Here is a 13,112-nt window from a genome sequence, read left to right on the forward strand (position 1 = left end):
ATGAATAAACGTTCGCTATTGTTTGTGTCTTTAGTTAGCATGACTTTTATAGGGTGCCAAATCTTTTTTGGTTATAAGGATTTCCGTAGCTACAAAGCTTTATCCAAAGAACAAAAGGCAATTTCGCAAGAAGTTCTTTCTATTGCACAGTCAGTAGGTTTAAGTGTTGCTCCTTGGTCTATATCTCCTGAAGAAAGCCAAAAAAATCATTATGCAGTGCGAATAGGAGAACACCTACTTCTTCTTAACCGAGGGCCGTCGAATAGATCCGTATATGCTTCTGAAACACAGTGGCATTTTGTTGATGAAACTATTGCTTTTGATGATCTTCGTGTTGCTTTGTACGCTGAGACTGAAGAATCTAAAATTTCTACAAATGTAAGCAGAGTATTTTTACCTGTAACTAGTGAACGTTTGCCTGTTTTAGTAGTTGAGTTTCGTAATAATCAGGAACCTATAGTTTTTATCGGACAATATTCTCAAGACCAAGGTAAAATTTATAATAAGAATAGTCCGATCTACGGAACATCACTAGTATTTTGGAGATCGGGGAATGAATATCTTCCTCTAGGTATTTATGATTCTCGCACGGAAAAATTAGAATCTTTAGATTTGCCAATAACTCGAGCTGCTATTTTTACAGATTCTCGTAATGTAGATGCATTGAGTGGAGACCAATATTTTGTATTGTCTAATGATTACATTCAGTTAGTTGTTTCTCGTGAGAGTGGTTCTATCGAAGGGATTAATCTCCCTTTTGCTTCGAAAGATAATAAAAGTATTGTTAATGAAATTGGTTTTGACCGCGATTTGGTTTCTCAGGATCCTGCAGAATCTTCTTTTCCTGGGTTTCCTGCTTTAGGAGCAAATAACCATGAAGTAGTGAATGAAGTAGGAGGATATTATCCGTTATTGCGTAGAGGAATACTTTCTGATCCTAAAAAGAGAACTCCAGATTGCTATCATGCTTTAAATCTTGTCTCAGGTAGAGAGTTAACAAGTCCTTTAGCTTCTGGATTTCGTGTAATTAATTTTAATCACACTACGTTAGAACTAGAAAGTTTAGATAGTTTAGTTAGAAAAAAGTATAAACTATTTAACAATCAACCATATGCATTTGAACTTGAAGTTTCATTAGACCGTGCTATCGAAGATGTATGGGTAACCTCAGGGATTCCTGAAGTAGAGATTATGTCTAGTGCATTTACTCCTACAATTAAATATCGTGTTGTTAAGAAAGATAAAGGACAGTTAGATAAGGTAAAACTTCCTAAGCCTAAAAATCCTTTAACAATACGAAGCGGGGTATACCCTCAATGGATTATTAATTCTAATGGGTATTTTGGTATTATTTTATCGCCATTGACAGATATTCCGGCAGGATATGCTTCTGCCTATGTTCCGGGTAACATAGTTCCTACGCGTTTGTCTCTGCTTTCTCCAAAAAATCAGGCTTATCCTGTTTCTAAGTATCCGGGTTATGAGACACTGCTTCCTTTACCTAAAGAAATAGGGTTTCATCGTTTCTTAGTATATGCTGGACCTCTTGCAGAGTCTACTTTAAGTGCTTTAGATCAGGCATATACAAACACTAGAGGGGACAGTCCTAACTATTTAGAGTGCATTACTTTCCGTGGTTTATTTGCTTTTATTACGGAGCCTTTTGCTGCGCTGCTTTTCATCATTATGAAGTTTTTCAGAATGATTACTGGGTCATGGGGAATTTCTATTATTTTACTTACCGTATTTCTGAAATTATTGCTGTACCCTTTGAATGCTTGGTCAATACGTTCTATGAGACGTATGCAAAAACTTTCTCCATATATCCAGGAGATCCAAAAGAAGTATAAGAAAGAGCCTAAGCGTGCTCAAATGGAAATCATGTCTTTGTATAAAACAAACAAAGTCAATCCTATTACGGGATGTGTTCCTCTGTTAATTCAGTTACCTTTTCTTATAGCGATGTTTGATTTACTTAAATCATCATTCTTACTTCGTGGAGCAACATTCATTCCTGGGTGGATAGATAATTTAACAGCTCCAGATATATTATTCTCTTGGAAGACACCAATATGGTTTTTCGGAAATGAATTTCATCTTCTGCCTATACTATTGGGAATTGTAATGTTTGCTCAACAGAAAGTCTCTGTAAGCAAGAAAGGACCTATGACAGATCAGCAACGACAACAAGCAGCTATGGGAACTATGATGGCTGTTTTGTTTACCCTGATGTTTTATAATTTCCCTTCGGGATTAAATATTTATTGGCTTTCTTCTATGTTGCTTGGAATAGTTCAACAGTGGGTTACTAATAGAATTTTAGATAGTAAGCATCTTAAAAATGAAGTCTCTGTTAATAAGAAAAAATAAAGATAATTAAAAACAAAGATTTTTTATTTAATATGGGATATATAAAAACTATTTGGATGAGATAGTTTTATGCGAGCGTGGGAAGACTTTCTTCTGCTACAAGAAAAAGAAATTGGAGCGGGTACTGTAGACAAATGGTTAAGGTCATTAAAAGTCCTATGTTTTGACGCATGCAATCTCTATCTTGAGGCTAAGGATTCTTTTCAGGTAACTTGGTTTGAGGAGCACATACGGCCTAAGGTAAAGGCTCATTTGGTGAATAACAACGGAAAATTGATCCGGGTTCACATTACCTCACTAGATAAGACTACTTCCCTATATGGAGAAAAACAGATTCAATATGAGAAGACATCTTGTTTTTCTATGCAGTACGGGAATGTTAATCCTACTATGTCATTTTCTAATTTTCTAGTGACTTCTGAAAACGACCTACCTTTCCGTATTTTCCAAGAGTTCACTAAGCCTTCTGAAGGCACCGTGAGTTTTCCTTTTAATCCTATATATTTATTTGGTCCTGAAGGATCAGGAAAGACACATTTAATGCAGGCTGCAGTGAGTGCTCTTAAAGAGTCTGGAGGAAAGATCTTATATGTAGCTTCAGATTTATTTACAGAGCATTTGGTTTCAGCTATACGGTCTGGAGAAATGCAACGTTTCCGTTCCTTTTATCGTAGTGTTGATGCTTTATTTATAGAAGACATTGAAGTTTTTTCTGGTAAGTCAGCTACGCAAGAGGAGTTTTTCCATACTTTTAATTCTTTGCATACAGAAGGCAAACTTATTGTGCTTTCTTCTTCATGTGCTCCTGGGGATTTGAAATCTGTAGAGGAACGCTTAATTAGTCGGTTTGAGTGGGGAGTAGTTGTACCTATCCATCCTCTTGCTAAGGAAGGATTGCATAATTTTTTAATGAGACAATCTGAGCAATTGAATCTTCGTATAGAAAGTACGGCACTAGATTTTTTAATTTGTGCATTATCTTCTAATGTCAAAACATTGTTGCATGCAATAAATTTGCTATCTAAGCGTGTTGCTTATAAGAAGATTTCTCAGCAATTGCTGTATGAAACGGATATACAGTCACTCTTACGTGATGTTTTAGATGCTGCTGAGAGTGTTCGATTAACTCCTTTAGGAATTGTTCGTGCTGTTGCTCAATATTATGGAGTATCTCCAGAAAGTATTTTGGGGAGATCTCAATCTAGAGAGTATGTTGTTCCTAGGCAAGTAGCTATGTACCTATGTCGACAGAAATTGTCTTTGTCTTATGTGCGTATAGGTAATGTATTTTCCCGAGATCATTCTACGGTCATTTCTTCTATACGTACGGTCTCTCAAAAAATAGAGGAGGGAGGCCTCGACATCAGTATTGCTACTAAAGATCTTATGAAAACTTTAAGTTCAGCATATAAAAGTCTGGAGTTTTTCCCTGAAGAAGAGATTCTATGCTGAAATCAAGATTTAATTATTATTCCTTCCTTCTTGCGTTTCGATTAACTTACAAGAAGTCCATGCCAGACACATTAGAATTCCTATGGCCATAAGGACTTCCAAAATTACTGCAACTATAAGCGCTGGGTGGCAGAGACTCCCGACTACTAATAATAATGTTGCTGTAGCAGCATGTATTAAACAGGATAGTAATAAGAAGATACCGTATCCGAATAAGAGAGCCGTAGTTTTTTTTGATGTAGGTAGAGAAGATGTGCGCGAAGATCGAGTTATTGTGCACCTAGGTCTATCAGGACGAGAAGAACCCCTGTTAATATCTTGTAACGTAAAAACATTTTTATTGGAGCGATGGGCAAAAGCCCCAAACTCATGAGGAGCAACCATAGCATTCTCTAAACAAAAAAACAAAATTATTGATAGTAAATATATTTTTGTCAATTTTTTCATTTGAAAGTGTCTCTGACATATTTATTCAACTAGTCTATTTATAATATTCTAATTTCAGAAGATGGCTTGCGTGTTATTTTTCTAATTTCTTTATTTTTTTCTAATTTTTTCTTATTAGTTTGAAAAGATTTCTTAATATTTGGATGAATTGCGTACATGGGCTTCAATAAAAGTTTAGTAAACATAGAGACTATGCGTCAGTCTATTTTAGATCGTTTGTACCTTGGAGTGGTTCAGTCTCCAGAGTCTGCCTCTATGAGAGATATATTTATGGCTGTAGCACAGACTGTCATGGAGTGGTTAGCTAAAGGATGGTTAAAAACTCAAAATACTTATTATGAGAAAGACGTTAAACGTGTCTACTATATTTCTATGGAGTTTCTACTTGGAAGAAGCTTGAAAAGCCAGCTTCTAAATTTAGGAATACTAGACATAGTTAGAGAAGCTGTAGCTAGTCTGAATTACGATTTCGATAGTTTAGTTGAAATGGAAGCTGATGCGGGTTTAGGTAATGGAGGATTAGGACGTCTTGCTGCATGTTATCTTGATTCCATGGCAACATTAGGAATTCCTGCTTATGGTTATGGAATTCGTTATGATTATGGTATTTTTGATCAAAAAATTATTAATGGTTATCAGGTAGAATCACCAGATGAATGGTTGCGTTACGGAAATCCTTGGGAAATATGTCGAGGAGAATATCTCTATCCAGTGCACTTTTATGGCAGAGTGATTCATTACACTGATGCTAGGGGTAAAGAAATTGCTGAGTTAACAGATACGCAGGAAGTTCTTGCCATGGCTTATGATGTACCTATTCCAGGTTATGGAAACGATACAGTAAATACTTTGCGTTTGTGGCAGGCACAATCACCTCATGGGTTTCAATTTAATTATTTTAACCACGGGAACTATATTCGAGCGATAGAAGATATTGCCTTAGTAGAAAATATTTCTCGAGTTTTGTATCCCAATGATTCTATTTTTGAGGGCCAAGAATTACGATTAAAACAGGAATATTTCTTAGTTTCAGCAACAATCCAAGATATTCTTCGTAGGTATACGAAAACTCGCATCTCTTTAGATCGTTTAGCAGACAGAGTTTCGGTGCAATTAAATGATACTCATCCTGCATTAGGAATAGCAGAAATGATGCATATTCTGGTTGATAGAGAAGAGTTGCCTTGGGATAAGGCGTGGGATATGACCACAAAGATATTCAATTATACAAATCATACTATATTACCAGAAGCTCTAGAACGTTGGTCTATAGACTTGTTTTCTAAATTATTGCCTAGACATTTAGAAATTATTTATGAAATTAATTCACGTTGGCTAGATAAAGTTTCTCAACGATTCCCCGGAGACAATGATAAGCGACGCGCATTATCAATTATTGAGGAAGGGTGTGAGAAACATATTAACATGGCAAATCTTGCTGTTATAGGTTCTGCAAAAGTTAATGGTGTATCAGAATTTCATTCTCATTTGATTAAGACTACTTTATTTAAAGATTTCTTAGACTTTTTCCCTGATAAGTTTATTAATGTCACTAATGGAATCACTCCCAGACGTTGGCTAGCATTATGTAATCCTAGGTTAAATGCCTTATTAGATCAGACAATAGGAAATAAACATCTTACTGATCTTTCAGAAATTCATAAGATTATCTCTTTTGCTGATGATGCAGGATTTAGAGAACAATGGAAAAAAATTAAACTCCAAAATAAGCAAGATTTTGTTGCGAGAGTAAAAAAGGATTTAGAAGTAATTATCGATCCATTGTCTATGTTTGATTTTCATGTGAAGCGTATTCATGAATATAAGCGCCAGTTGATGAATATATTGCGTGTTATTTATCTTTATATTGATATTAAAGAAAACTCTTCTTCACTTATTTCTCCAACTACTGTGATTTTTTCTGGTAAAGCTGCTCCTGGATATGCTTTTGCAAAGTTAATTATTAAACTTATTAATAGTGTTGCTGAATGCATCAATCAGGATCCTAAAGTTAATGATCGATTAAAAGTTCTATTCTTACCAAATTATCGTGTGACTATGGCTGAGATGATTATGCCGGCTTCAGATATTTCTGAACAGATTTCCACAGCAGGCATGGAAGCTTCTGGAACAGGGAATATGAAATTTGCTTTAAATGGAGCTTTGACAATAGGCACGATGGATGGAGCGAATATAGAAATGCTTAAGTACATTGGAAAAGAGAATATGTTCATTTTCGGTTTATTAGAAGAAGAAATAGCACAAATGCGAAGAGGATATTACCCTCAAAGTATTTGTGATAAAAATCCTAAAATAGGACACATTTTGCAGCTCTTAGATCAAGGCTTTTTTAATGCTTCAGATTCATCTCTTTTCAAACCTATTGTTCATAGATTATTACACGAGGGAGATCCATTTTATGTACTTGCAGATCTAGAATCTTACATTAAAGCTCATGAGTCAGTAGCCTCTCTATACGTACAAGAAGATGAGTGGGTAAAAAAATCTATTTATAATGTAGGAGGAATGGGATTCTTTTCTAGTGACAGAGCAATCGCCAATTATGCCAAAGATATTTGGAATATACCTTTTTCTAGTTAGTTAAAGCTAGAGACAAAGCGTTTCTCATGAGAAACGCTTTATGCTAACAGATTAGTTTAATAAAAGCACGGAGGGAGCTTCAAGAATCTTCTGTATGCGTTTTATAAATTGAGCAGCGGGATACCCATCAACAACACGATGGTCTACAGATAGCGTCAGCATACATGTAGAGCCTATTGTGATTTCTCCATCGATAACAATGGCTTCTTCAATAACACTACCAACTGCAAGAATCGCAGCTTGAGGGGGATGAATAATTGCTGTAAATTCAGTAATCCCCGTCATTCCTAGATTCGAAATACAGAAAGACCCTCCTTTATATTCTTCTTCTTTCAAAGTCTGAGATCTTGCTTTAGATACCAGGTTTTTAATCTCTGCAGAAATCATACCGATATTTTTACGGTCTGCGCAACGAACAATAGGAGTAATAATACCATCTGGGATGGCAACAGCTATAGAAATATCGATAGTTTCAAAACGTACAATCTTGTTGTCGATACTATTAAATCCTGAATTTATACTAGGGAATTCTTTTAAAGCTAGAGCACAAGCACGAACAATGCAATCATTAATGGAAAGTTTAATCCCTTGAGATTGTAGTTCTTTTAATAAGGATAGTAGGGGAGTAAAATAGACTTTTTGACTTATATAAAAATGAGGAATAAAAGTTTTCGCAGCTTGTAGCCTTTCGGCAATTATTTCTCGAATAGGCGAAAGGTTTTCTTCGTGATAGGAACCTGGATGAACACTAGGGGCCTCAGGATAACCAAATCCTGCAATGCCTTTAAGAGGAGCATTTTCTAAATCTTTTTTTACAATGCGTCCTCCAGGACCACTTCCTTGAATTCCTGATGTGTCTAGATTTTTTTCTTTAGCTATGCGTTTAGCTAGAGGAGAAATAGGAGATTTGCCAATGTCCTGTTTTAATGCTAATGGCGAAGAAAGAGGAGGTTCTGGTCTGAATCCGACGACAGCCACTTTGGGGGAGGAAGAAATTGTCTTGGAAACTTGATCAGGAGATGAAATAATATCTTCTTCTAGATTTTTTGATGGTGTAGGAGATGATGTTTTAGGAAGAAGATCGTCTATGTTGAAAGGTTCATCCTTTTCTGTCGATATTATTGCTATAGGAGTGCCAATAGCAATTTTTTCTCCATGTTGAGCTAATACTTCTCGGAACCACCCTTCCTCGGATGCAGTATATTCTAAGACTGCTTTATCTGTTGATATTTCTACAAGAACATCACCGAACTCTATTTTATCGCAGCTCGTTTTATGCCATTTTACAATTGTTCCTACTTCCATAGTTGGAGAAAGTTTAGGCATTTTTAGTAAGGAAATCACAAATTACCTCATGATCTTTTCGATGGTGTCTATAATACGATTAACATTAGGAAGGGTTGCTTGTTCTAAAATTTTACTATAGGGCATGGGTGTTTCCCTTTGACATACCCTCAAAGGTGGGTGGTCTAAATAATCAAAAATATGTTCTGTGATCTCCGTAATTATTTCTGCAGAAATTCCTGCAAAGTAATGCCCCTCCTCTACGACTATACAATTCCCTGTTTTTTTTACTGAAGCAAGGATTCCAGAAATATCTAGAGGCTTGATTGTTCGTAAATCAAGAATTTCTATAGATAGCCCAAAACGTTGTTTAGCTAATTTTACAGCTTGTTTAGTAACAGTGACCATACGGCCATAAGTGATTATAGTTAAGTCTGTACCTTCTTCGACGATGCGTGACTTACCAATAGGTACTAGGTATTCCTCTACAGGGACTTCTCCTTTTAAGTTGTATTCCAATTCATTTTCTAAAAAAAGAACGGGATTATTATCTCTAATTGCTGATTTTAATAATCCTTTTGCGTCATAAGGATTTGACGGAGAGATAATAATTAACCCAGGAATATTTGCATATAGGGCCTCTACGCAATGAGAGTGCTGACAGGATACTTGTGCGGCAGCACCGTTGGGGCCACGAAATACGATAGGAACAGAAAATAGTCCTCCCGTCATATAATGCATTTTGGCTGCATGAGAAATAATTTGATCTGCAGCAACTAGGGAGAAGTTCCAACTCATAAATTCAATGATTGGGCGTAGGCCTGTTAATGCTGCTCCAATGCCAATACCAGAAAATGCTGCTTCACTAATTGGTGTGTCAATGACTCGCGATGCTGACCATTTATTCAGTAGACCTTTTGTTACTTTATAAGCACCGTTATATTCTGCAACTTCTTCTCCTAATATACATACATTAGGATCTCTGGCCATTTCTTCATCAATAGCTTCTCTAAGGGCTTCACGGATTTCTAATGTAACATACTTAGGCATAAACACCTTCTTCTAGAGTGGCAATCTCTGGATCTGGGTCCGACTTAGCTTCTGTAAAAGCTTGTAAAACCTTTTCTTTGCATTCTTGACGCATTATTAAAAAATCTTCTTCAGACAAAATTCCTAATTGAATAAACCAGTTTTTAGCAAAAAGAATAGGATCTTTTTTAAAGATACGCTGCATTTCTTCTTTGCTTCTATAGAGGTTAGGATCAGAGATAGAGTGTCCTCGGAATCGCGAGCATAAGCATTCTACAATAGTAGGAAGACCGGTTTGCTGCATATAATCATATGCCTCTTTAAATCCTAAGAGACAATTAAAAAGGTTGAATCCTTGCAGGGTAAACGCTTTTATCCCGTAGGAAGATCCTTGAGATTCTCCTATGGGTTGTTTAGCAATAGCTCTATTTAGGCATGTACCCATTCCCCATCCATTATTTTCGATAACTAGCATAAGGGGAAGCTGATGCAAGGCTACAAAATTTAATGTTTCGTGAAATACGCCTTGTGCAACAGCTCCGTCCCCAATAAAACTTAAAGAAATTTTGTTTTCTCCACGGTATTTTATAGAAAATGCTGCTCCTGCTGCAAGGGGTATTTGTCCTCCAACAATACCAAATCCTCCAGGGAAATTAGGTCCGCACATGTGCATAGACCCTCCACGACCTAAAGCACAACCTGTAGATTTGCCTAAGAGTTCTGCTGCAAGAGATCTTAAGGGGACATTGAGTAGTATTGCTAGAGCATGACAACGATAGGAAGAGAAGACCCATTGATGTGTCCCTGTATTTGCTAGAGCTGCTGTGGCCACAGCTTCTTGACCGGCATAGGAATGATAAAACCCTCCAACCAGTCCTTCTAAATAAGCTTCTTCTCCTCTTGCTTCAAATTCACGAATGAGAAGCATTTGTTTGAGTAATGCTAAACAGTGGGAGGCACCATAGGCGTCAACAGTAGTTTGTACGATAGATATATCGCTTGTTTGTGAGGCAATATTGTAATGATTACAAGAGTTGGACATACCTTATACGAGAGTTACGTCTAGGACTAAGTTATGTTGTATTATAAATTCATGGATTTGAAAAGACAAGATCAAAAAAGTAATTAAATTTTTTAGGGAAATCTTTAATATTTACGGATTTGTATGCCTATTTGAAGTGAAGGACAAGACCTATGGACATTAAGAGATCGAGTAGTCGGCATTGTTTTTATATTGATAAAACGGATAGTTTGATGAGAAATCCTTATAACCAAGATTCAGGTAATTCACAAACAGATAAAGAAATTAAAAAATTTTTAAATATAAAAAAAAGATTTGTTACTTCAGTTCAAGAATTTCAACATGATAAGCATACCGCTAGTCATTATCTAAAAAAGGTACAGTGGCTTCCTTATAAAAACGAAGAACTAGAAGAAACTAGTGAGGTTTTTTCTACTTTGAAATCTATGGAAAGGAAATTAGCTCAGTTATTTTTTTATGTTCCTGATTGTGGCGTGGATTCTGTTACTTTTATAAAAACAGTACGGGAGTATGAAAGTTTATTTGGTTTAGGGGGTGTTTTATTACTATGTGGTTCTTTAGAACAGCAGAGTAAGTATATCCAAGATTTCAATCAATTAACAACGCTTCCTTTACTCATAGCGGCTTCTGTATCTAATAGTTTGTCCTGTTATTTGTCTTACCGAGATTTGACTTTAATAGACTATCAGGATTTTTATGAGTTAGGACAAAACTTAGGGAAGTTAATCAAGACTTATGGAGTTTTTATTTCACTAGTTTTTCAAGAAATTTTCAGCATGGATTTAGTAAATTATTCTCAACTTATTCAAGGGTTAAAGAGCTCAGGAAATATTCAAGGAAGACTATGCAATGTTGATGTTACTCCTGCAACAGTTACTCCTAGTCCAATTGCCTTACGTTATAGCTTAGCAAATACTATTCGTAGTTTAGCAATTAGTGCAGATTTCTCAAGTTTGAAATTTATAGGAAGTTCTATATTTTCAAATCCTGAAAGCACAGTAAAATTTTTAAATTATGGAGCAGAATGTTTTATATTTTCCCATTTTAATGAGCTTAAGTTAGGTATAAAAACTTTAACACAAATCATTTCTTCTGGAAGAATTAGTCCTACGATTATTAATAAAAGTATAGTGAAAATGCTAATGTTGAAGAGACGATTTAAATCATCGTGGGCTTAATTATTGAAGATCAGCTGACGCAACGCCGTGACTTGCGTTTGTCATGCTTAATTCCTTAATTTTTTCCTCTAGTATACTCATACGTTCTTCTAATTTGGGCAAGTTTCGTATTTTAGCAACTTGACGATGGATTTCCTGGTAAGGACGGGCAGGAGCCCCACCATAAATTCCAGGAGAAGTGATAGATTTTGTAACTCCTGTTTGTGCCATCATGATAACATGATCAGTGATGGAAATATGGCCGGTAATTCCCGTTTGTCCTCCTATAATTACATGGTGGCCTATTTTTGTAGAACCTGCAATTCCTACCTGGGCGACAATGATGCAGTGCTGACCAATTTCTATATGATGTGCGATTTGCACTTGATTATCGATTTTTGTCCCTTCACCAATAATAGTATTTTTAAAGCGCCCACGATCAATTGTGGTATTTGCACCAATCTCTACATCATTTTCAATAATTACCTGACCTAAGTGCTTTAAATGTTTATGGCGACCAAAAGCATTGGTGATATATCCAAATCCGGAAGAGCCGATTACTGCTCCAGGTTGGATAATCACACGTTTCCCTAAGACAACACGTTCTTGGATAACGACTTTGGGGTGAATAACGCAACCCTCTCCCAAAGTTGAACCAGCACCAATAATACTTCCTGCTCCAATAAAGGAGTTATCTTCTATACATGCTTGCTGGCAAATTACAGCATAGGGCTCTATGCATACGTTTTTACCAATATGTGCTGAAGGATGAATAACTGCAGTAGGATGGATACCTTTAAATCCAGAGTCAATAGATGAAATAAACAGTTCAATACACTTTTGAAAAGCAATTGCAGGTAGCTCTGAAACTATTAGGAAATTTTTGTTCAAATCGCCATATTTTTGTGCTTGAGCTTTTGATAGGATGATAGCACCTGCTTGCGTGGTTTTTATGAAACGAGCATACTTTTCATTATCTAAAAAAGTTACATGATGAGGTTGTGCCTCATTAATATCTTCTACACCAGAAATTAGAGTTTCTACATTTCCTTGAGCTTCAACTTGCAATAGGTCTGCTAGCTGTTGAAGAGTATAAGCAAGCTTTTTGGACATACAAAAAAAACCGATGAACTTTATGAAAGTCTAGTTATTTTTAAAAAATTCATCAAGAAGTTTGATAATTTCATTTGTTTTATCAGCAGCACTATCAATAGATAAAACTATTTCATCATTGAGTATAGCAAATAAACTTTCTTTTTCACGCACAATATCAGATGCTTTTTTTACTTCTTGTATTAACTTTTGCACCTTTTTCATATGACTTTGATTAATCATTTGATAGTATTGCGATTGAAAAGAATTGTATTCCATAGAAAGATTTTCGAATTTTTTTCTTAATTCTTCAGCAGCTGTGCTGGATAGGCTTTCCATATAGTCTTCATCCTGCAACTTGTTATAAAGTGCTGTGAGTTCTTCTTCCATTTTTTCTGAATTTTTTGAAAATTGTTGTTTCATATTTTCAAGTTCTTCAGTTTCTTTTTTTCCTAGCTTAGATTCTTCTAAGCAACGCTTTAAATTTACAACACCCAATCTGCTTTCTGAAGAGTATACATTAGCATAAGCTTGTGTGATTGTGGATGAACTGATTAAAATTGAACAAATGGATAAAAATTTTTTCATTACTAACCTTTATTAATCTCTATGAGAACATAAAACATATTAAATCTTAC

The 13,112-nt window shown here is 35.7% G+C and carries 10 protein-coding genes; 4 read left to right on the forward strand and 6 right to left on the reverse strand.

All coding sequences use genetic code 11. From position 1 onward, the window contains the following. Nucleotides 1-2,370 (forward strand): membrane protein insertase YidC, encoded by a 2,370-nt coding sequence (gene yidC / locus RT28_RS01320; RefSeq protein WP_038500326.1) that lies wholly within the window; start codon nt 1-3, stop codon nt 2,368-2,370. Nucleotides 2,371-2,439: 69 nt separating this feature from the next. Then, entirely contained in the window at nt 2,440-3,822 is a 1,383-nt protein-coding gene (gene dnaA / locus RT28_RS01325; RefSeq protein ID WP_038500329.1) for a chromosomal replication initiator protein DnaA, read from the forward strand. Between the two features lie 9 nt (nt 3,823-3,831). On the opposite strand, the gene RT28_RS01330 is transcribed toward dnaA, so the two are convergent. After that, nucleotides 3,832-4,206, reverse strand: a complete 375-nt coding sequence (locus RT28_RS01330) for a hypothetical protein (protein WP_038500332.1) — start codon at nt 4,204-4,206, stop codon at nt 3,832-3,834. Nucleotides 4,207-4,425: 219 nt separating this feature from the next. Between RT28_RS01330 and RT28_RS01335 the strand changes: the two genes are divergently transcribed. Beyond that, nucleotides 4,426-6,870, forward strand: a complete 2,445-nt coding sequence (locus RT28_RS01335) for a glycogen/starch/alpha-glucan phosphorylase (protein WP_038500335.1) — start codon at nt 4,426-4,428, stop codon at nt 6,868-6,870. Between the two features lie 51 nt (nt 6,871-6,921). On the opposite strand, the gene RT28_RS01340 is transcribed toward RT28_RS01335, so the two are convergent. Genes RT28_RS01340 through RT28_RS01350 form a run of 3 tightly spaced genes read right to left on the reverse strand, consistent with a single transcriptional unit; the run spans nt 6,922 to nt 10,225 of the window. Next, nucleotides 6,922-8,214, reverse strand: a complete 1,293-nt coding sequence (locus tag RT28_RS01340) for a pyruvate dehydrogenase complex dihydrolipoamide acetyltransferase (RefSeq protein WP_038500338.1) — start codon at nt 8,212-8,214, stop codon at nt 6,922-6,924. Nucleotides 8,215-8,217: 3 nt separating this feature from the next. After that, on the reverse strand, nt 8,218-9,204 hold the full coding sequence (locus RT28_RS01345) for an alpha-ketoacid dehydrogenase subunit beta (RefSeq protein WP_038500341.1): 987 nt from the start codon (nt 9,202-9,204) through the stop codon (nt 8,218-8,220). Then, nucleotides 9,197-10,225, reverse strand: coding sequence for a thiamine pyrophosphate-dependent enzyme (locus tag RT28_RS01350; protein ID WP_038500344.1), 1,029 nt, complete (start codon nt 10,223-10,225; stop codon nt 9,197-9,199). Before RT28_RS01350 ends, RT28_RS01345 begins: the two co-directional genes overlap by 8 nt. 152 nt (nt 10,226-10,377) lie before the next feature. On the opposite strand from RT28_RS01350, the gene RT28_RS01355 reads away from it, so the two are divergent. Beyond that, a complete protein-coding gene (locus tag RT28_RS01355; protein WP_038500347.1) occupies nt 10,378-11,403 on the forward strand; it encodes a hypothetical protein in 1,026 nt (341 codons plus the stop codon). Here RT28_RS01355 and lpxD read toward each other — a convergent pair whose 3' ends face one another. Beyond that, the gene (gene lpxD / locus RT28_RS01360; protein ID WP_038500350.1) at nt 11,404-12,495 is read right to left on the reverse strand and encodes a UDP-3-O-(3-hydroxymyristoyl)glucosamine N-acyltransferase; all 1,092 of its coding nucleotides are present in this window, start codon (nt 12,493-12,495) and stop codon (nt 11,404-11,406) included. Between the two features lie 30 nt (nt 12,496-12,525). Next, nucleotides 12,526-13,062: an OmpH family outer membrane protein gene (locus RT28_RS01365; RefSeq protein ID WP_038500353.1), complete on the reverse strand. Its 537-nt coding sequence runs from the start codon at nt 13,060-13,062 to the stop codon at nt 12,526-12,528. Between the last annotated feature and the right edge of the window lie 50 nt (nt 13,063-13,112).

Origin of the sequence: Chlamydia avium 10DC88 (assembly GCF_000583875.1) — a bacterium.
GTDB lineage: Bacteria > Chlamydiota > Chlamydiia > Chlamydiales > Chlamydiaceae > Chlamydia > Chlamydia avium.

What these genes read in the sequence shown, in the direction of transcription:
- yidC (WP_038500326.1), top strand. Translation starts at nt 1, where the DNA reads ATGAATAAACGTTCGCTATTGTTTGTGTCTTTAGTTAGCATGACTTTT.
- dnaA (WP_038500329.1), top strand. Translation starts at nt 2,440, where the DNA reads ATGCGAGCGTGGGAAGACTTTCTTCTGCTACAAGAAAAAGAAATTGGA.
- RT28_RS01330 (WP_038500332.1), bottom strand. Translation starts at nt 4,206, where the DNA reads ATGGTTGCTCCTCATGAGTTTGGGGCTTTTGCCCATCGCTCCAATAAA.
- RT28_RS01335 (WP_038500335.1), top strand. Translation starts at nt 4,426, where the DNA reads ATGGGCTTCAATAAAAGTTTAGTAAACATAGAGACTATGCGTCAGTCT.
- RT28_RS01345 (WP_038500341.1), bottom strand. Translation starts at nt 9,204, where the DNA reads ATGCCTAAGTATGTTACATTAGAAATCCGTGAAGCCCTTAGAGAAGCT.
- RT28_RS01350 (WP_038500344.1), bottom strand. Translation starts at nt 10,225, where the DNA reads ATGTCCAACTCTTGTAATCATTACAATATTGCCTCACAAACAAGCGAT.
- RT28_RS01355 (WP_038500347.1), top strand. Translation starts at nt 10,378, where the DNA reads ATGGACATTAAGAGATCGAGTAGTCGGCATTGTTTTTATATTGATAAA.
- lpxD (WP_038500350.1), bottom strand. Translation starts at nt 12,495, where the DNA reads ATGTCCAAAAAGCTTGCTTATACTCTTCAACAGCTAGCAGACCTATTG.
- RT28_RS01365 (WP_038500353.1), bottom strand. Translation starts at nt 13,062, where the DNA reads ATGAAAAAATTTTTATCCATTTGTTCAATTTTAATCAGTTCATCCACA.